Origin of the sequence: Fictibacillus barbaricus (assembly GCF_014635025.1) — a bacterium.
GTDB classification, from domain to species: domain Bacteria; phylum Bacillota; class Bacilli; order Bacillales; family Fictibacillaceae; genus Fictibacillus; species Fictibacillus barbaricus.
On sequence record NZ_BMCE01000008.1, the window covers coordinates 33,705 to 54,727 of the forward strand.

Annotated in this window: 14 protein-coding genes and 2 riboswitches; of the genes, 11 read left to right on the forward strand and 3 right to left on the reverse strand. The window is 41.6% G+C overall.

What is annotated here, in order from left to right:
- Positions 1–47 precede the first annotated feature (47 nt).
- Positions 48–1,229, reverse strand: a complete 1,182-nt coding sequence (locus tag IEV52_RS21375; RefSeq protein WP_188404586.1) for a DUF4317 domain-containing protein — start codon at positions 1,227–1,229, stop codon at positions 48–50.
- 425 nt (positions 1,230–1,654) lie between these two features.
- Positions 1,655–2,179 (reverse strand): ECF transporter S component, encoded by a 525-nt coding sequence (locus IEV52_RS21380; RefSeq protein WP_188404587.1) that lies wholly within the window; start codon positions 2,177–2,179, stop codon positions 1,655–1,657.
- 378 nt (positions 2,180–2,557) lie between these two features.
- Between IEV52_RS21380 and IEV52_RS21385 the strand changes: the two genes are divergently transcribed.
- The 4 genes from IEV52_RS21385 (at position 2,558) to IEV52_RS21400 (ending at position 7,931) form a co-directional block, all read left to right on the forward strand.
- On the forward strand, positions 2,558–4,321 hold the full coding sequence (locus IEV52_RS21385; protein ID WP_188404598.1) for a sensor histidine kinase: 1,764 nt from the start codon (positions 2,558–2,560) through the stop codon (positions 4,319–4,321).
- Positions 4,314–5,060: a LytR/AlgR family response regulator transcription factor gene (locus IEV52_RS21390; RefSeq protein ID WP_188404588.1), complete on the forward strand. Its 747-nt coding sequence runs from the start codon at positions 4,314–4,316 to the stop codon at positions 5,058–5,060. Before IEV52_RS21385 ends, IEV52_RS21390 begins: the two co-directional genes overlap by 8 nt.
- Before the next feature lie 136 nt (positions 5,061–5,196).
- The gene (gene cstA / locus IEV52_RS21395; RefSeq protein ID WP_188404589.1) at positions 5,197–6,990 is read left to right on the forward strand and encodes a carbon starvation protein CstA; all 1,794 of its coding nucleotides are present in this window, start codon (positions 5,197–5,199) and stop codon (positions 6,988–6,990) included.
- 233 nt (positions 6,991–7,223) lie between these two features.
- The gene (locus tag IEV52_RS21400; RefSeq protein WP_188404590.1) at positions 7,224–7,931 is read left to right on the forward strand and encodes a hypothetical protein; all 708 of its coding nucleotides are present in this window, start codon (positions 7,224–7,226) and stop codon (positions 7,929–7,931) included.
- Between the two features lie 452 nt (positions 7,932–8,383).
- Here the strand turns inward: IEV52_RS21400 and IEV52_RS21405 are convergent, their stop codons facing one another.
- Complete coding sequence (locus IEV52_RS21405; RefSeq protein ID WP_188404599.1) at positions 8,384–9,916, reverse strand: alpha/beta hydrolase; 1,533 nt, start codon at positions 9,914–9,916, stop codon at positions 8,384–8,386.
- A 260-nt stretch (positions 9,917–10,176) separates the two neighbouring features.
- Here IEV52_RS21405 and IEV52_RS21410 point away from each other — a divergent pair, with 260 nt between their 5' ends.
- From IEV52_RS21410 to IEV52_RS21440, 7 genes are all read left to right on the forward strand, one after another.
- Entirely contained in the window at positions 10,177–11,151 is a 975-nt protein-coding gene (locus IEV52_RS21410; protein ID WP_188404591.1) for an AAA family ATPase, read from the forward strand.
- Positions 11,151–12,422, forward strand: a complete 1,272-nt coding sequence (locus IEV52_RS21415) for a DUF58 domain-containing protein (protein WP_188404592.1) — start codon at positions 11,151–11,153, stop codon at positions 12,420–12,422. Before IEV52_RS21410 ends, IEV52_RS21415 begins: the two co-directional genes overlap by 1 nt.
- Positions 12,409–14,613, forward strand: a complete 2,205-nt coding sequence (locus IEV52_RS21420; protein ID WP_188404593.1) for a DUF4129 domain-containing transglutaminase family protein — start codon at positions 12,409–12,411, stop codon at positions 14,611–14,613. The genes IEV52_RS21415 and IEV52_RS21420 overlap by 14 nt, the downstream gene beginning before the upstream one ends.
- 40 nt (positions 14,614–14,653) lie before the next feature.
- Positions 14,654–14,755: riboswitch (purine riboswitch) on the forward strand.
- A gap of 245 nt (positions 14,756–15,000) precedes the next feature.
- Positions 15,001–16,560 (forward strand): glutamine-hydrolyzing GMP synthase, encoded by a 1,560-nt coding sequence (gene guaA / locus IEV52_RS21425; protein WP_188404594.1) that lies wholly within the window; start codon positions 15,001–15,003, stop codon positions 16,558–16,560.
- A 100-nt stretch (positions 16,561–16,660) separates the two neighbouring features.
- Positions 16,661–16,762, forward strand: a riboswitch (purine riboswitch).
- A 122-nt stretch (positions 16,763–16,884) separates the two neighbouring features.
- Entirely contained in the window at positions 16,885–18,183 is a 1,299-nt protein-coding gene (locus IEV52_RS21430; RefSeq protein ID WP_188404595.1) for an NCS2 family permease, read from the forward strand.
- Positions 18,184–18,345: 162 nt separating this feature from the next.
- Positions 18,346–19,095, forward strand: coding sequence for a prepilin peptidase (locus IEV52_RS21435; RefSeq protein WP_188404596.1), 750 nt, complete (start codon positions 18,346–18,348; stop codon positions 19,093–19,095).
- A gap of 207 nt (positions 19,096–19,302) precedes the next feature.
- Entirely contained in the window at positions 19,303–20,736 is a 1,434-nt protein-coding gene (locus tag IEV52_RS21440; RefSeq protein ID WP_188404597.1) for a nicotinate phosphoribosyltransferase, read from the forward strand.
- Positions 20,737–21,023 lie beyond the last annotated feature (287 nt).

Consider the following 21,023-nt stretch of genomic DNA (forward strand, 5'->3'; position numbering starts at 1 on the left):
GCGGAAAGCGAGCATCCTGAAACGGAAATCAACCACTCCTAAGAATATTACTTTTCTACTTTCTCCCCAAAAGCCTCTGGAATCATTGTAAAGCCTTCGATGACTGTATCTTCTTCCACTTCGATCATGAGGTAACGTTTACCGCTAAGATGAACTTGTTTGACGTACCTTAAATCTTGCGGACTAATAGAAATGTTAGCTATTTTTGTGTTAATTTTAATCGATTTTGAAGTATACTTCGGCACGATGCTGCTTGCTTTTATCTCATATTTGTCATCATCAATAACTTTTTGGAAGGCAGATTCTACCTTTTCCGCACTTATATCTTCAAGGCCGCTCATTTTTAAAACGCGTTCAACGTCCTTAGAATCTAATTTTGGGTGTTCTTCCTCTTCATTTTCTTCAATCATACGGTTAATTTCTTCATACACATTTGAGAGAGTGGATGTATTTAATTGATCTCTTGTTACGTCTTTTAAAATTTCTTCAAAAACGATTTTATCATCCTTTGCCGTCATCGTTTCTTCACCATTTAAAACGTTCTCTATGAATTGGTGATCAGGCTCGTGTACTTTTCCTGCTGCATATAAAATATGGTTAACATCTGCTGCATTATCGGTAAAACAAGGGAATAGAAATCCTCCGATCGGCGCATTGAGGTTGATAATGGGGTCAACAACAAAATTATATTTGAATTCTTTTTCAACATAGTCAAAGAGCAGTTCTTTTTTTGGTTCTTGTGTATTGTTTATACTGCACAGAATAAAGGGGAAAGAGTAAACGGTATCTCGTTCACTTTCCACAGCCTCTTCATTTCGGCGTTTCGTGGGCTTAAAATATTCTCCACGAATAAATGTAATGACAATATCCATCTCGTATTGTCGATTTAAAAGCATTTTACCTACCATTTGGAGCATTCGCTCTTTCCAGTCTTCTACATCACTGCTGAGTAATCCTTGATGCAAAATGAGCTGACTGTTGTTTTCAGCATCCTTTTGAAACTTTAATTCAAAGAGCTTCTCATCTAAATTTCCGCCAAGCAGTTTTTTAAAGTTATTCATAAATAACTCTTGTTGGTCTGAGTCAAGCATTTCAAATGGTTGACTCTGGTGATGATAAATATCACTTGATTCCTTCATAATATAGACATTAAAAATACTGGAGATTTTGAGTAAATCGTTATCTTTTTTAAATTGCTTTCGAATCTGTGCTATATCTTTTTTGTTCATGCTTACATACACTCCTAAGTTGCCCTGATATGTAGAATTTGAGGGTAGAAAGTCTTTCCACCTTTGAGTTTGAAGTATCATTTATTTTAACATTTCGGCGAAGTGAAGTGTGATGAGAATTTTCTGCAGAGTCTTGGACAACCGAAATAACTTTAAAAGGTCTATCTTTTTTGGGAGGGACTTTTTGCTACTATTGAGCGGAAGGTGCGAGACTCCTGCGGGAGCAGCGGGACAGGTGAGACTTTAAATGCGCAGTTAGCTAGCTAGCTCACCTTACCCCTCGTGGAAAGCGAGCATCCTGAAGCGGTCATCAGCCACGAACTCATTTGCTTACATTTCCACAAAAAAACACCCCATAAAGCAGTCTTTTTTCAAAGTAACTGCTCTAAAGGGTGCAATCGCTGCTAAATTAGCAACTCATATATTTATAAAATTCTTTTCTTTATGCGTGCTACTAGCGGTACGACTATGATACCAGCAATAACGACCTGTAAGACGTTTCCTGGGATTGATCCGAATGGCTGAATCCAGTTGCCGTAAAGGACAACTTCAGCAAAATAGTAGCCTACAATTTTTATAATCATTGCGACTATAACGGCCATTGTGTATACGATCACTCGTTTGCCGGGGACTTTTTCAGATATAAGGCCGGCTACATAGCCCATTGCTCCTACGATAACGAAGGTAAACGGCGCCCACACTGTCCAACCGGAGATAAGATCAAATAAGCCCATTCCGAAGGCACCTGCAATGGCCCCTGTTTTTCTGCCGAAAACGAATGCAGCAATGAATAGAGGAACATTACCAAGATGGATGAGGCCTCCGTTACCCATGATTGGCAGCTTAAAGTTAATGAACATTGTTGCTACAAGAGTCAATGCCACGAAAAGTGCATTGATGACTAATACTTTTGTTTTAGTTGTTTCTAAGGATGAGTATGTTGTATTCACAAAATTACCTCTTTCGTTTTTATCATATTAATAATCTATTATATCTGCCTTTCGCGCTTTAGAAAATAGTGAATCATCTTTTGCGTAAAGTGAGAACTGTTCACGTATGTAATTTATTTGTTAAAAAAAGACTACTTCCAAATAATAAAGGAAGTAGTCTTTTGCTTGTTTTTTAAAGGGCTATTTAATCGAAGAAGCTTTTAATTGGATTTTTAGGGTTCGTATCGCTAGGCGATATAACTTGCATATAAATTTTAAAACCTTCATATTGGACAAAAAAAGGTTTTATTTGCGCTGTATGTAAAAAGGGGCGTATTATTGTACAGCCTGATATCGTAGCGCTTATATCGTTACGCGATACAGAAGGAGGGGGTTAAACTGTTTCAGCTGTTGCCCTTAATGCTTGAGCGGGCGGGTGTCCTTGTTATGGTGGCTTTTTTGCTTTCTAGAATGAGGTCATTCCGTCAAATTGTTCATCAAGAGCATAATAGAAAAGACAAAATGATTCTGATTGGCATATTTGGCGCTTTTGGAATCATTAGCAACTATACCGGTGTAGAAATACACAATGGAACCATTATATCTCAGGCCTGGCAGACGGATGTGGATTATGACGCGGCGATCGCCAATACCCGCATCATGGGGGTAGCCATCGGTGGTTTGTTGGGTGGGCCTATCGTCGGCTTAGGTGCAGGGTTAATTGCAGGCATACATCGTTTGACGCTGGGTGGATTTACGGCTGAAGCCTGTGCGGTCTCCACCATTTTAGCTGGATTGATTACCGGTCTTCTTGGGCGTCGTTATGGAATAATAGCAAGGAACCATTCACCATGGGGAGCAGTAGCAATCGGGATCCTGATGGAAAGCGTACAAATGGGGGTTATCCTGCTCATTGCAAGACCGTATGAAGCGGCTTCTCATCTGGTCGAGGTTATCGCGGTTCCCATGATTTCTATCAATGGGCTCGGCACGCTGATCTTTATATTAATCATCCAAAGTATTTTAATGGAAGAAGAGCGTACAAGGGCGCTTCAGACCCACAATGCCCTGCAGATTGCCCAGCAAACACTTCCCTTTTTCCGCCAGGGTTTAAACCGTCATTCATGCGGTGAGGCTGCAAAAATTATTTTAGAAGGAACAAAAGCGGATGCTATTTCGATAACGGATAAGGAACAGGTGCTTGCTCATACCGGTGCAGCCTCAGACCATCATAAGCCCGGACAACAATTGGCAACCATGTTAACGAAAAAAGTGCTCGATCATGGGAAGATTTTAATTGCCAGGTCAACAGATGAAATACATTGTTATCGTGAAAATTGCCCTTTAGAAGCGGCGATCGTTGTTCCCTTACAGGTTCACCGCGAAACGGTTGGGACACTGAAGCTTTACTTTGTAGACCAAAATAAGCTCGATCAGGTGGAGCATGAGCTTGCGGAAGGCTTAAGCAGGCTTTTTTCTACACAGCTGGAGCTGGCAGAGGCAGAACAGCAGAGGAGATTATTAAAGGATGCAGAGATTAAAGCCTTGCAGGCACAGGTTCACCCGCATTTTTTGTTTAATGCCATCAACACCATTTCTAGCCTGGTTCGGACGGATGCACAAAAAGCGAGGAAGCTGCTCATCAAATTAAGCGTGTTCTTTCGCAGCAACCTGCAGGGTGCTAGGCAAATGCTGATTCCGCTGGAAAAGGAATTAGAACACGTTGAGGCTTATCTATCGTTAGAGCAAGCTCGTTTTCCAGGGAAGTATCAGGTGGATTTTGATATTCATCCAGCACTGAACAAGGTACTAATCCCCCCGTTTACCCTTCAGCCTTTAGTGGAAAATGCGATTCGCCATGCGTTTTCGAACATGAAAAAAGGAAGAGTAACGGTTACAGCTTATACTGATAACAATAAAATGGTTTTGACAACGAAGGATAATGGCAAGGGAATTCCTGCCCCCCTGATGCAATCGATTGGAACGGAAACGGTTCAATCAGAAGAAGGGACCGGGACAGCTTTATGGAACATTCAAAAGCGCATGAAAGAGATATACGGTAAGGAAGGTACCTTTATGATTGAAAGTGAGCAAGATTCAGGTACAAAGGTTACTATGATCCTGCCTTTAACCCAAAACAAGTGGGGTGAGGAATATGTTTAAGGCATTTATCGTTGATGATGAGCCGTTAGCTAGAGATGAACTGGCGTTTCTGTTAAAAAGAAGCAAGCAAGTGGAAATTGCGGGAGAAGGTGACTCAATAGAAAGCTCGTTGAGCCAAATTCAAGAATTACAGATTGACGTGATTTTTTTGGATATTCAACTGGCTAACGAAAGCGGTTTGGATTTAGCAGAAAAAATAATGGATCTCAATCCACGTCCGGAGATTGTGTTCGCAACGGCCTATGATGAATACGCGCTAAAGGCATTTGAATTGCAGGCCATTGATTATATTATGAAGCCTTTTGATGAAATCAGGGTCCTTCAAACGGTTGAAAAATTGGCTAAAGTGCTCAAGGGCAAAGAAAATAGAGACAGCTCTACATTGGATAAAATGCTGCCATCTAGTAAACGGAATGATAAATTGGCGGTGACAATTGATGAACGAATCGTTTTGATTCCTGTTCATGAAATTGTATATATAGGGACTATTGAAGGAAGAACGGTTATTGTAACAGATAAACAAAGATATCAGGTGAATGAACCGTTGATCACATACGAAAGGAAGCTTCATCAGAGATCCATCGTTAGAGTGCATCGTGGGTATTTAGTCAATTTGGATAAAATTGTGGAAATTCAGCCTTGGTTTCACTCCACCTATAACCTGATCATGAAGGATGGGGAGAAAATTCCCGTGAGCCGTACATTTACAAAAGAGCTTAAAGAGCATTTTGGCTTTTAAACGCTGCATTTCAGCTGCAGTATTTTGTGATTCATCCCCTTATTTCTGCATTTTAAAATGAAAACCCTATGTTAGCGTTTTCATTTAGTAAGATAAAGTTTACAGAAACGAAAATAAGGCAGAGGGGGAGAATAAATTGAATGCGGTTACAATTGTTATTGGATCCATTTGCATATTAATGATTGCTTATCGGTTATATGGAACATTTATGGCCGTAAAAGTCATGAAATTAAATGATAAAAAGCCGACCCCGGCACACGAACTAAATGATGGAAAGGATTATGTCCCAACGAATAAATGGGTGTCATTCGGACATCACTTTGCCGCGATTGCCGCTGCTGGACCGCTCGTCGGCCCAATATTAGCAGCTCAATTCGGATATCTTCCAGGGCTGCTCTGGCTATTGATCGGTGCAGTAATTGGCGGAGCTGTCCATGATGCGGTTGTATTGTTTGCCTCTATGCGTAAAAAAGGGAAATCGCTCTCAGAGGTTGCAAAAGATGAATTAGGTCCTGTGGCTGGTTTTTGTACAGGCCTTGCGATGCTGTTTATCATTACGATTACGATGGCGGGACTGTCCATGGTTGTCCTACATGCACTTGAACACAACCCATGGGGTACATTTGCAGTCGGCATCACCATTCCTATCGCTATGGGAGTAGGTATCTTTTACAAAAAAACAGGCAATTTAAAATTAACATCAACAGTTGGGTTTATTTTACTCATGTTCGGTGTCTTTATGGGGCCGCAGATTCAAGGGACCGCTCTTGGCGACTGGCTGACTCTTGATTCAAAAACGTTGGCTATCATTTTGCCTATTTATGCTTTCTTTGCGGCAGCGCTGCCGGTTTGGCTCCTGCTCGCACCAAGGGATTACTTAAGCAGCTTTATGAAAATAGGTGTATTTATTGCCTTAATCGTCGGTGTCTTTATCATTAATCCATCGATTGAATTCCCTGCTTTTACAAAATTTATTGATGGCGGCGGCCCGATTTTAGCCGGACCAGTCTGGCCGTTTATCTCGATTACAATTGCCTGTGGTGCGATATCAGGCTTCCACGCATTTGTTGGATCAGGTACCACGCCAAAGATGCTTGATAAATGGTCGGATATTAAAGTTGTCGGATTTGGCGGGATGCTGGTGGAATGCCTGGTTGCAATCATGGCATTAATCGCCGCGACTGCTCTTCAGCCGGCTGATTATTTTGCCATTAACTCAACACCTGAGGTATTTAAAACATTAGGGATGGATGTCGTCCATCTTCCTGAACTCAGCCGTGAAATCGGTTTGGATTTAGAGGGCAGAACAGGCGGGGCAGTAACTCTTGCTGTTGGGATGACGTATATCTTTACTGAAATTCCATGGTTCGCTAAGCTCTCAGCTTATTTCTTCCAGTTCGTGATTATGTTTGAAGCTGTGTTTATTTTAACAGCGATTGATGCAGGAACTCGTGTTGCCCGTTATTTGATCCAGGATTTCTTTGGTGATTATTATAAGCCGATGAAGAAAACGGATTGGGTTCCCGGCTCTATTATCGCCAGTGCGCTTGCATGCTTTATGTGGGGATATCTTCTTTATTCAGGGGATATCGGCTCGGTATGGGCGCTATTCGGTGTATCGAACCAGCTGATGGCATCGATTGGGTTAATTGTTGGAGCCACAGTTATATTAAAAATGGCTGATAAAAGAAGATATATGCTTACTTGTCTTATTCCGCTTGCTTATCTATTTGTAACGGTCAATTATGCTGGATACTGGATGGTCAAAAATGTTTATTTAAATCCAGCAAATCCAGGCTACAACGTACTGAATGCGATTCTCTCTGTGATCATGCTGACCCTTGGATTGGTTATTATGGTCGCTGCTGTGAAAAAATGGGCAGAGATGTGGAATTCTCCTAACAGACAGCTTGAAGCCAAATCCGCATAGGGATTTAGTTGGTCACGAAAATAAAATTTTTAAAGAATAGACTACTTCCTAAAAAAGGAGGTAGTCTTTTTGATATTATTAAGAGGATAATTAGGCGATATAGACGAATCACTACTAATACCTTCGAATCCTATGGAGAAGGTGAATCGGCTTTTTTAGGTTTGTATCGCTGGGCGATATAACATACATATAAATGAATAAAATTTTATATTGAATTGAAAAGGAGGTCCGATATGCGACGTGATATACAACCGAATGAACGAGCATTCTCGACTAAGGAAGTCGCAGAAGAAGTAGGGATTGCCACACCTACTGTCCGAAAGTATGGTCAAATCTTAGAACGGAACGGATATGAGTTTTTGAAGGACGGCGACCGGCGTATTTTTGTTCAATCTGACATTGGAGCGCTTATAGCGCTGCGCGATACGGACAAGCCCTTAGACGATACGGCGAAAGACCTGGTGTATCAACAAAAAGAGAGATTAAAAGACTCCGACGAAACAGAGATTGCTATACCCGATACATATGGGGATTTACCCCAAGATCCCAATCAATTAAAAGAGATCCTAATGGTGTTAGCCAATGAACTCGCAGCAGCACGTGAAATGAATATGCAAATGACCAATGATATGTCACAGCTTAAAATAACGGTTTCCCGGCTTCAGCAGGATCATCATGTTATAAGTGCTACAATTGGAAATGCAGCCCAGAAAACGAATGCAAAAATTGAAAGATTAACGGAACAACAAAAAACTCATTACGAAGAATTGCTCCAGCAAGAAAAAGAAAAAAGTGAACTCCTTCAAAAAGAAATACAAGATCTGCGGAACGAACAGATAAAAGAATGGCGTTTACAAAATGATTTTAATAAACGTTTAGAAGAAGCGATACAAAGACCTAATGAGAAATGGGGCTGGCTTTTATCCTTGTTTCGAAAATAAGGGTTGTTATTTTGTGTTGCGTATCGCCGGGCGATATAAGCTGCGACATAGAAAGCGGGTTTGGTAAGTCATACGATATTGAGGGAACAGATGATGAAGTAAGGGGCAAAGCTTTAGATTCTATAGGTATATCGTGTAGCGATATGCATGTAATTTTTTAAAAGATGGTGTTTGGCATAATTACTTTATTGAAACGATATATAGTAACGCGATACGTACCATTTGGACGACAGAGCTAAAAGTCTTGTGAAACATATCGATACCCGATACATTCTAGTAACCGATATCCTTACACATTCAACAATTTCCCGAGAAATATCTACAAATTCTGAGTAACTATTCGACAAAACATCTTTTAAAACTTCAAACTTATCCGATTACAAAAGGGGAAATAGAATACATGAAAAAAAGGGTTCCTAGCAAGCTGTATTTTGCCAAGTACCCTTTTATTTTTATTCTCGAGGATCTCTTTCTTCACCAGTTCGTAAATCAATCACTTTTATTGGATTCTTTGGCTGTCCAACATCCTTGCTAGCTGGCGCTGCTTTGTCATTCTCCACCCAGTCCACTAAAAGATCAAACGCCTGATGTGCATAAGGCAGCAGCGGCTGAAGCGTTTTATCTGAATCAGTTGATGCGTTCCACACTAAGCTGTCTACGTGGTTGCCGTTCTTCACGGTATAAAGCCGGTGTAAATCCTCTTTACCAGCCTTTTTAACGAGTTTCTGATAACCATCCGCATGAATCTCAGGGAAAATCAGAGAATCGAGAGAACCTGTAATAGAGATTAACGGCACGTCAATATCACCTGTATTGGCGATCTCTTTAATATTCTCTTTCACTTCTTTTGGCCTTGTTACATAGCGGTAGTCTTCGAAAATATGATCATACGAACGCTCTCTTACACCATTAACAAAGTTTAAGTAGTTACGCCAATCCGTTCTGCCGGGTGCTTTAGGATCAAAGTGGTCACGGTAGATGTTGAGGCTCACAAACCAATACACTTGGTCATGATATGCCCAAAGTTTTTCAGATCCTTTAGGCAGACCAGCCTTGTACATTTCTTTGACCGCTTTTTCGCGTTCCTTGCCTTCTCCATAAAGTGCTGCTTCTGCGTTGTTCACAACAGTCGTTAACGAGCTTATCAAATTCGGAGCTTTTTCTGACCATAGAACGCCTTCCCAGTCCACACCGCCATCAAAAAGATGCGGCTCTCCCGTTTTTTTAGGATCATCGTTTTCGAGTGCAAATCGGACCACATAACCCCCGTTCGATATCCCCATCGCATACGTTGGCACTTGGTGCTGATCTGTAACTAGATCGCTTGCTGGATTCGAACGATCTGTCGGGCGGATCAACTGGTCGCTATGATGTTTGACTAAATATTCTTGTGCAGCTTTCGTGATCTGGCGGAACCTCATGTTCCATTCTGCCACACTGTCATCCTCCTGAACCAAAGCGTTCTTCACTTTACCGAACGGGTCACTTGGATCAACTTCACCTTGCGTACCTTTATCGATGGCGGCAAATGCATAGCCTTTTTCCAGTACAAAATCACTGAATAGAAGATCAGTAGACGTTTCATTCCGAGTAGCTGGGATACCAGAAACGACTAGTTTTCCGTTCCAATCATCCGGAACACGGATCACAAATTGGGCATCTTCAAAGGTTCCATTGATTTGAGTTCCTTTTACGGATGCGGGTTTATACATATGATGCCAGCCTGTCCCTGATGCTGCATCACCCCAGTTGTAGGGAGCGAGGCCCATATTACCGAACAGGGTGGCTTGCTGAAATTGTGAGGGGTTCTTCGTTGTGAGCCAGTATCCGTTTTCTCCATTAAAATACGTTTCTTTTACAGAATGTGCACCAGGCATGATCATACTGGTCTCGGAAGCTTGTACGATGGATGGGTCTTGAGGTGGGAAGCTTAAGGTGAGAAGCAGAGCTGAAGACATTGTAACCGCTAACAGTTTTCGTTTCAGTTGAACCACTCCTTTTGGAATATCGTGTAAATTACTTTAATTTTAATCATTAAAACGAGCAGGTTCATGGGCCATTTGTCATTATCAATCCACTTTTCTTGATAGCAGTCTGTGCTCTTGAAAATGAAGCCAAGCATCCGTTTCCCGAATTTTCTCTTTTTTTGTAAAATAACAAGGAATATAGCTTCACTGATGCGAATTATTAAAGGAAGAAAAAATATATCTAATAGAGAGACAGAAATGTTAGAGGGGAGTCAATCATGAGCGCTAGAAATGAAAAGTCATTCGAATATCATCCTCAGCTTAGAGAAGTTATCGCGAACGTAGAAAAAGTTATGGTAGGTAAAAAGCAAGTTACTGAGTTAACGCTCGTTTCATTATTAGCAGGGGGACATGTATTGCTTGAGGATGTACCAGGAGTAGGGAAGACGATGATGGTGCGCTCCATCGCAAAATCTTTAGGCCTTACTTTCAACCGTATACAGTTTACACCTGATCTATTGCCGTCTGATATGACGGGGGTTTCTATATATAATCAAAAAGATATGAGCTTTGAATTTAGACCTGGCCCATTAGTCGGAAACGTTATTTTAGCGGATGAGATTAACCGTACTTCTCCAAAAACACAGTCCGCGCTTCTAGAATCCATGGAAGAAATGAGCATGACTGTTGATGGACAGACGCACATCTTACCGGATCCGTTCCTGGTTATGGCTACACAGAACCCGATAGAGTACGAAGGAACCTATCCGCTTCCTGAAGCTCAACTTGATCGTTTCTTAATGAAGCTTACGATGGGTTACCCGACACCAGAAGAAGAGTTTAACGTTTTAAACATCATTGGCAACGAACACCCCATCCATATATTAAAACCAGCGATTTCTCCTGAAGAGATTTCTGAACTCAAGACCGCAGTGAAAAACATTTATGTATCTGATTCGATTAAGCGATATATCGTTGATCTTATCAACCGCACCCGTAACCACAAATCGGTTGCACTAGGAGTCAGTCCGCGTGGATCACTCGCTTTATTAAAAGCGGCGCAGGCGTTTGCCCTTCTAATGAACCGCGATTTTGTAATCCCTGATGATGTGAAATACTTAGCACCGTTTGTCCTGGTACACCGTGTGCTGTTAAAGCCCGAAGCCCGTTTTGAAGGTGTTACTGCTCAAGAAGTGATCAAAGATCTGTTGGCACGTGTTCCTGCCCCGATTCATAAGGAACAGCACGCGTAATGAAAGCATTTCTCAAAAAAATTTGGGAACGTTACAAAACACCGATTGGGTTTTCAGGGATCATTTTCTTACTGCTTGTTACGTTTTCGTTTGCCATGTTTCAGGGAGGATTCGTAAGCTGGTTTCTATTTTACAGTGTTCTTCCCATTGTTCTATATTCTATTACGATGGCGTTCTATCCCATTCATAGGCTTAAGATTGAACGATATATCTCAAAAAGCAAGCTGATGGCAGGAGAAGAAGTGGAAGTGACGATCGTCATCAAACGGCGCAGCAACTTTCCTCTCTTTTACGTCGTATTGGAAGATTTACTGCCAGAAGTCCTGCTCCGTGAAACACGATATGAAGGGAACACACACCAGATTCAATCCCGTATCCTAATGTTCCCTTTGTTCCGTCGACATTTACAGTATTCGTATACCATAAATCCAGCACCGCGCGGGTTGTTTAAGTTTGACCAGATTCAAGTGAGTACAGGTGATATTTTTGGTTTTGTTTTAAAAAGTACAAGCGTTTCTGTAAAAGATCAGATCTTTGTCTATCCGCAATATCAGGATATCGAACGATGGGAAACTGGCAAGATGCTTCAGACCGGTATGAAGAAGGTGGGTAAGCGGTCGTTTACAGATTACACATCAACAGTAAGTGTAAGAGACTATGCGGCTGGTGACCGAATGAACTGGCTGCACTGGAAGGCGAGTGCGAGATCAAACAAACTGCTGACAAAAGTTTTCGAACAGCAGCGGAACGATGATTTTGTCATTGTGCTCGATCATTGTGAAAGAAGCTACGGTGAGAACGACTGGCTGTTTGAACGTGGTGTATCATTAGCGGCCTCACTTGTTCACTTTTCGATATCCAAAGGCGGTTCTATTGGATACCATCCGTTAAAAGGGAAAGAGATACCGATGAACATTGGGGTTGATCAGGAATGGCGGATCTTTCACGAGCTCGCAAAAGTAAAAGCGGATGTACCTGATCACTTTGAAGAGCGGCTTAAACAAGAATACATGGTAGGTCATATGGAAGGAAAGACCGCGCTTATCATATCGCCAAACCTTTCTGAGTACACGATGAAAACCCTTGAACTCTTAGCATCCAGACAGCAGACAAACGTCATTTTCTTTTACTTGGCGATGGATTCAAAGCTTAAGAGCCAAGATCTTACTTACATTTCAAGGATTAGACAATTTGGTGTACCCGTGACACCAATTATAGGGTCTGACTTTAACGAAACGCTGAAGGCAGGTGGCATGTATGCCTCAATCTAATCAGCAGCAACAAACATCAACTCTGCACGTTCTTGTTCTTTACGGGTTGGGATTCCTTCTATTGTGGGAATGGCTAAGACCTCTTAAAGAGATCACGACCACGAATGACATTCATATTTTTGTAATGTACACCTTGTTTTTGTTCATCGTGACCTATTTTCAGCTCCCGTTCTGGATTTCCTTCCCGGTGAAGTTGGGAGCATTGTTATATGCGCTTCATTCGCTTTACTTTTTTGATGTCTTTTTATCGTTTAAATGGGTTCCTTATTTCATTGAGGATATTCAATACAATCTGAATCTTTTCTCTGAACAAAACTGGAACGAGATGACCTCACTCACTCGCAGTTTGCTGTTCTTCGTCTTGTTGTGGCTTGTGAGTTATCTGATGCATTATTGGCTCATCCAAACGCGCCGCATCTTTTTGTTCTTCTTGATTACGGTTATCTACGTTTCTATTCTTGATACGTTCACGGTGTATGATGCGAAGTTTGCGATCATTCGTACCGTGTTTATCGGGTTGATCTTGATCGGTATTTTAAGAATGATGAAGATTATTGAAACACAAGGTTTTTCCCTATTAAAAGGAAAGTTTCCTATCCTGTGGGTGGCACCTCTCTCTGGAGTGATAGCCTTGTCTTCAGCTCTAGGTTATGTGGCACCAAAAGCCTCACCGATCTGGCCAGATCCGGTTCCTTTTATTCAGAACATGTCAGGTAAAGGTGAGGAAGAAGGATTAGGAAACGGCCGGGGAATTGCGAAGATTGGCTATGGTGAGAACGACAGCCAGCTTGGCGGTCCTTTCCAATTTGACTATACGCCGATCTTTAAGACCTTTGACAACGGCAGGCATTATTGGAGGATTGAGACGAAAGAGTTCTACACCGGAAAAGGATGGGAGAATAAGATCCCAACCCAAGCGGTAGCACTTGAAGCCGATGATATGTCTGGAGATACAAACTTCACACGAATTTGGGAAGACGGAGTTGAAATGAAAGACCACACCGCAAGAATTGAAGCTGAAAAAGGAAAAGAATATTCATTCCTTATGATACCTGGGAAGCTAAAAAACATTGAGGCAGATTCAGAGGCAAATTATCAGCTGGATGGGGTAAGCGGAAAGATCTCAACCTTCCAAAGTGGACGAGAAGAGAAACTTTCCACCTACACGATGGACTATCAGCTGCCTGTCCTTAAAGAAGAGCAGCTTAAAGGAGCATCGAACCAGTATCCACAGTATATAACAGATGCTTTTTTGCAATTGCCGGAAACGCTCCCGGAAAGGGTAAAAGATCTTGCTCAGAAAGAAACAGTCAATCAGCTGACCATCTATGACAAAGTTAAAACGATTGAAGAATTCTTTGGGAAAAATGGATACGGCTACAATACGATCGAAGTAGCGGTGCCAAAAGATGATGAAGATTACGTTGATCAGTTCCTGTTTGAAACGAAAAAAGGGTACTGTGATAACTTTTCAACATCCATGGTCGTCATGCTGCGTTCGATTGGAATCCCAGCACGCTGGGTGAAAGGCTTCACACCAGGAACGTTTGAAGCATTAGGTGATGATGGACTTCGGGAGTATACCGTAACAAATGCAAACGCCCACTCATGGGTAGAAGTCTATTTTTCAGGGATCGGGTGGGTGCCGTTTGAGCCGACACGAGGGTTCGATAACCCGTTTCAGCCTGAAGAAGATAAAACAAGCTCTGCTCCAGCAGCGGCTGCACCAAAACAGCCTAAGAAACCAGAGAAGGATTTAAATGAAGAGAGATCAGCTGCTTCATCAAAAGAAGAAAAAAGCTTTGGTTCGATTCTAAAGTCAGTGGGTAATGGATCAGTGATCATGCTGGGGCTTCTTGTATTCGTTGCCGCAATAGCCTTTTTGTTCCGCAAAAAGTGGCTTCGTCAGTATACGATTTGGCGCTATAAACGTAAAAAAGGCTCTGACACTTTTGAAGAAGCTTTTGAACGGTTATTGTGGCTTCTAAAAGTATACGGAATCAAAAGACAGCCAGCCTATACGCTGCGTGAATACGCCCTTTATGTAGATCGGGCACTCGATACGAAAGACATGAACATCTTGGCAAAAGCGTATGAAGGTGTTCAATTCAGCCAGAAAAAACAATCTGATTTGTGGAACGATTTCCATCGTGAATTGTGGGAAAATTTAATTAAAAGAATCCGCCCTTGACCGCTATAACAGGCATTGTTAGAATGTCCTTAAGATTATAGCGTCAGATATTATTCTCCTTCGTATATCCTCGATAATAAGGTTCGAGAGTCTCTACCGGGTTGCCGAAAATGACCTGACTATGAAGGCAGGGTTCTTTATAGCTACATTTAAGGAATTCTGCCTTTGTTTTTTATGTGGAAAACAAGGGTGGAATTCTTTTTGTTTATAAAGAAAACTTGGCTGACGCCATGCAGGTTTAAGTCAGCCTTAGTTGCACTTATACTATCTATCTAAACTTATTTGCTACGTCGTTTAACAATAAGTTAACAAGTTATTCTTTTTGATAGTGTAAAGTAAGACAAGCTGACGGATACTATAGCTGACATTAATAGATGGGGTGAGTACATGAACAACGTAACGAATGATTTGCACGTTATGAGCGAAATGATCGTTGTGTTAGATTTCGGTGGACAATACAATCAGTTGATTGCACGTCGTATCCGTGATTTAGGAGTATACAGTGAATTACATCCGCATACAACAACTGCGGAAGAGATAAAGAAGATGAATCCAAAGGGAATCATTTTCTCTGGTGGTCCAAATTCTGTTTATGCAGAAGGAGCACCAGCATGTGATGAAGCTATTTTCGATCTAGGCATCCCTGTGCTTGGTATCTGTTATGGTATGCAGCTCATGAGCCACCACTTTGGCGGTAAAGTAGAACGTGCAAGCCACCGTGAATACGGAAAAGCTGAAATTACGATCACAAACACAAACAAACTTTATGAGAACCTGCCAAACCAGCAAGTGGTATGGATGAGCCACAGCGACCTTGTTGTAGCACCACCAGAAGGTTTTGTTACAGATGCAACAAGCCTTTCTTGCCCTGTCGCAGCGATGAGTGACGTATCTCGCAAGCTTTACGGGGTTCAATTTCACCCGGAAGTTCGTCATTCTGAATACGGCATCGAGTTCTTAGATAACTTCGTTAAGTCTGTTTGTGAATGTGAAGGCAACTGGACGATGGAAAACTGGATCGAAGACGAAGTTCAGAAAATCCGTGACGTTGTTGGCGATAAAAAAGTGATCTGTGCGATGTCTGGTGGAGTTGACTCTTCTGTTGTTGCAGTGCTTGTTCATAAAGCAATCGGAGATCAGCTGACATGTATCTTCGTAGACCATGGCCTCCTTCGTAAAGATGAAGCAGACCAAGTAATGAAGACGTTCAGCGAGGGATTCAATATCAACATCATTAAAGTAGATGCGAAAGAGCGGTTCTTAAGCAAACTTGAAGGTGTTTCTGATCCTGAGAAGAAGCGTAAGATCATCGGGAATGAATTCATCTATGTATTTGATGAAGAAGCATCTAAGCTTGAGGGTATCGAGTTCCTTGCACAAGGAACACTTTATACTGATATCGTAGAAAGTGGTACAGCAACTGCTCAGACGATCAAGTCTCACCACAATGTTGGAGGACTTCCGGAAGACATGCAGTTTAAACTGATCGAGCCTCTTAACACTCTGTTTAAAGACGAAGTACGTCAAGTTGGTACGGAGCTTGGTATTCCAGAACACATCGTTTGGCGTCAGCCTTTCCCAGGACCAGGTCTAGGAATCCGTGTACTTGGTGCGATTACAGAAGAGAAATTGGAGATCGTTCGTGAGTCTGACTTCATCCTTCGTGAAGAGATTGCCAAAGCAGGATTAGAGCGTGAAGTGTGGCAGTATTTCACTGTGCTTCCTGATATCCGAAGTGTAGGTGTTATGGGTGATGCCCGTACGTACGATTACACGATTGGTATCCGTGCGGTTACTTCTATAGATGGAATGACATCTGACTGGGCTCGTATCCCTTGGGACGTTCTAGAGAAAATCTCTACACGTATTGTTAACGAAGTGGATCACATCAACCGTGTCGTGTATGATATTACATCAAAACCACCTGCAACGATCGAGTGGGAGTAGATTGAAAACGAAAACACGAACGATTATTGTAAAATAACATAAAATCATTCGTGAAAATGCTTGACGCACGACAAAGTTCGACCTATACTCAAGTAGTAATCAATATTAAATGTATTTCCTACGTATAAATTCGGGGATATGGCCCGAAAGTTTCTACCAGACTGCCGTAAATGGTCTGACTACGAAGGATTATTGAAACTACTGCTTGTGCTTTTTTAGGTATAAAGCATGTTTTCTTTAACTCTTACGTATTCAGACCCAAGGGCGAGTCCTTTGGGTCTTTTTCGTTTTATACGTAGATCGAGTATAGGGGGAAAAAGAAAGATGGAAAAGTATTTTGGATTCAAGGAGTTCAATACATCCTATAAAAAAGAAGCAACAGCAGGATTAACAACCTTCCTTGCGATGGCTTATATTTTATTCGTAAATCCGTCAGTTCTTGGTGACGCTGGCATGGATAAAGGTGCGGTCTTCACAGCGACAGCTCTTGCGGCGGCACTTGGAACTCTGTTCATGGGAATCGTGGCAAAGTACCCGATTGCACTGGCGCCTGGTATGGGACTTAACGCATTCTTTGCATACTCTGTCGTTTTAGTTATGGATATCCCTTGGCAAACAGCTCTAGCTGGAGTATTAATGTCTGGTATTATCTTTATTTTTATTACATTATTCAAGATTCGTGAAACAATCATCAACGCAATCCCGGAAGACCTTAAGTTTGCTGCAGCATCTGGTATCGGTTTATTTATAGCATTTATCGGATTGAAGAATGCAGGAATCGTTGTTCCAAATGAAGCGACACTTGTTTCTCTTGGTGATCTGACAAAAGGAACTACCCTGTTAGCAATCTTCGGTTTTATCGTGACGATCTTAATGATGATCCGAAACATCCGTGGAGGAATCTTCTACGGAATGGTGATCACAGCCGTTGTTGGTATGTTTGTTGGGCTGATCAACAAGCCTGATCAAATCGTTGGAGCGATTCCAAGCCTTGAACCGACTTTCGGACAGGCATTCAGCCACTTTGATCAAATCTTTACAGTTGAGATGATGATCGTTGTTCTGACCTTCTTCATCGTTGATTTCTTTGATACAGCAGGTACGCTAATGGCTGTAGCTTCACAGGCAGGCATCATGAAAGACAACAAACTGCCGCGTGCAGGTAAAGCACTTCTTGCCGATTCATCAGCGATCGCAGTTGGTGCGATCCTAGGAACTTCTTCTACAACAGCTTACATCGAATCAGCTTCAGGTGTAGCAGCAGGCGGTCGTACAGGATTCACATCCGTTGTAACAGGTGGATTGTTCTTGTTAGCACTATTCTTCTCGCCGTTACTTGTAGTTGTAACACCATCCGTAACAGCGCCGGCACTAATCATCGTAGGTGTGTTGATGGTTTCTGTATTAAGCAGAATTAAGTGGGACCGTCTTGAAATCGCAGTGCCAGCATTCTTAACATTGATCGCAATGCCGCTCACATACAGCATCGCAACTGGTATCGCATTAGGATTTGTTATGTATCCACTAACAATGACTGTGAAAGGCCGTGTAAAAGAAGTTCACCCGATCATGTGGGTACTCTTCATCGTCTTTATCAGCTACTTCGTATTCTTAGTAGAATAGAGAATATCATTAGAAGGAATGTCCGAAATGGGGCATTCCTTTTTTATTGGTTTGAGGAAAAGAAGTGATGATAGCAGTCGATAACGTAAAGGAAGAAAAGTGCTAAAATTTCGTTCCTTCATTATAATAGTTGCAGAAGAAGGCAGAGGGAGAAGTGGAGAAATGGAAGCATTATGGAGCGTTTGGTTCTTTATAGTTGGAGCAGTGTTAGCCTCGTTTGGCGGTGTAGTTGGATACCGGCTGCCAAAAGGAATGAAAGTGTTAGGCTTAGAACGCTCACAGTGTGACCATTGCGAACGAAAGCTTCATTGGTATGAGCTGTTTCCGATTCTGTCCTTTCTTGCTGCTCGTGGAAAATGCAGGACGTGTCAGGAGCGGATTCCACTTTTATATACGATGGTTGAGATCATTACAGGTGCTCTATATGCCTTCTCTTACATAAAATACGGTTTCTCTGTTGAGCTGTTGCTGGCATGCTCACTCGTTTTACTGTGTGCAATAATCGCAGTTTCTGATCTGTTATACTTCATCATTTCAGATAAAGTGTCGATCCTTTTTTTTATATGGTTTCTCGTGCTTCAAGTGTTTTTTGAATATAGAGGCTGGGTGGATGCTGTAGCCGGAAGTCTGATCGGATTTTTGTTCTTATTATTGTTAGCGATCCTCTCTAAAGGCGGCATCGGCGGCGGTGACATCAAACTGATGGGCGTGCTGGGGCTTGTGCTTGGGTTTCAGGGAGCATTTTACACACTCATGATCGCATCAGTTTTTGGACTTATTGTTGGAATTACGGGTCTCTTAATGAAGAAGTTCACTAGAAAAACAGCAATACCTTTTGGCCCGTATTTGGCGTTAGGGGCAATACTTACTTTTTATTGCCAGGGGGAAATCCTAAGTTTATATATCCAGTAATATTTTTTAGTACTAAGGACCAGGTACCGCCTTACTAACTTGTAAAAAATGTCTATTCTATATAGTCAATTCTTAAATTTATGGGGTATTATGAAACAGGATTAAGTACGAACAACTAGAGATGGCAACCCCATCTTCGGGCATTTCTCATGTTTAACAAACGAATAATTAGAGAAAAATGAAACAAGAGAAAGGCGTGATTCTTACATGAGCTATGAAGATTTAGCATTACATACAGATAAATACCAAATCAATATGATGTACGCCCATTGGAAAAACGGAACGCACAATAACATTCGAGTGTTTGAAGCCTTTTTCCGGAAAAATCCGTTTAAGAGCGGGTATGCGGTATTTGCAGGACTTGAACGGATTATCCGCTATTTAGAAAACCTTCATTTTAATGAAGAAGATATTGATTATTTACGAACACAGGAAGAACAATATGATGAAGCCTTTTTAGACGAGCTGAAAACCTTCAAATTTACGGGAGAACTATTCTCTGTTAAAGAAGGGACGCTTGTTTTTCCTAACGAACCGCTTATCCGCATTAAGTCGCGTGTGTTTGAGGCGCACTTGCTAGAGACTGCGCTTCTTAACTTTATGAACTATCAGACGCTGATTGCTACAAAAGCAGCACGAATTCGTTATGTTACCCCAGATGATCAATTGATGGAATTCGGAACACGCCGTGCTCAAGAAGCAGATGCAGCGATATGGGGTGCGCGTGCAGCCTATATTGCAGGTTTTGATGCCACTTCAAACATGCGTGCTGGGAAGCTTTTCGGGATTCCGACAAAAGGAACGCATGCTCACGCTTGGGTTCAGGATCATGAAACAGAAGAAGAGGCTTTCGAACGGTTTGCGAAAGCACTTCCTGATCAAAGTATTTTCCTTGTAGATACGTACAATACATTAAAAAGCGGATTGCCTAATGCGATAAAAGTGGGATTAAAGATGAAGGAAGAAGGAAAATCCCTTAAAGGCATCAGGTTAGATAGCGGGGATTTAGCTTACTTATCCATTCAAGCTCGTAAGATGTTAGATGAAGCGGGCCTTAAAGAAGTAGTTATTGTAGCAAGTAATGACTTAGATGATGATGTCATTACAGATTTAAAAGCGCAAGGTGCTAAAATTACTTCATGGGGAATTGGGACTCAGCTCATTACAGCTTCTGATCAGCCGGCACTTGGCGGTGTATATAAAGTAGTAGCAAAATATGAGGGTGGAGAATATGTTCCTACGATTAAGATTTCATCTAATGTAGAGAAAATCACAACACCTGGCTACAAAAAGGTGTATCGTATCATTAATGCCAAAGGCAAAGCAGAAGCAGATTACATCGCTATGGATGATGAAGTGCTTCCTAATAAGGATCTAAAACTTTTCGATCCGGTGCACACGTATAAAAGTAAGGTTGTTTCTTCCTTTACAGCAGAAGAGCTGCTTCAACCTATTTATATAGAAGGAAAACTTGTTTATGAGCTGCCTAAACTTGAAGAGATCCGCCGCTACCATCAGAAACAGCTTCAATTATTCTGGCCGCAGCACTTAAGAAGATTGAACCCGCAAGAGTACTTTGTAGACCTTTCGCTAGAAGTGTGGAAGACGAAAAACGACTTATTAGAAAAGTACTCTCAATAGGCTTAAAACCTCTTTTCCATCGTGAAAGGAGGTTTTTTTATAAAAACTAAAAAAAAGCGTTGACGGTAGGCGTTATCGCTGATATAGTAATAAACGTTGTTGCTTTTCTTACATATTTATCGACAAAAACACACAAAAAACTTTCTTAAAAAAAGTTGTTGCTTCGAAAGAAGATATGTGGTAAGATAGTTTTTGTCGCTGCTTTAAGAGAGCAACGCGATAAAGTTCTTTGAAAACTGAACAAAAGAAATAGGTAAGGAATTAAGAATTAATTCCGTCAGTTTTAA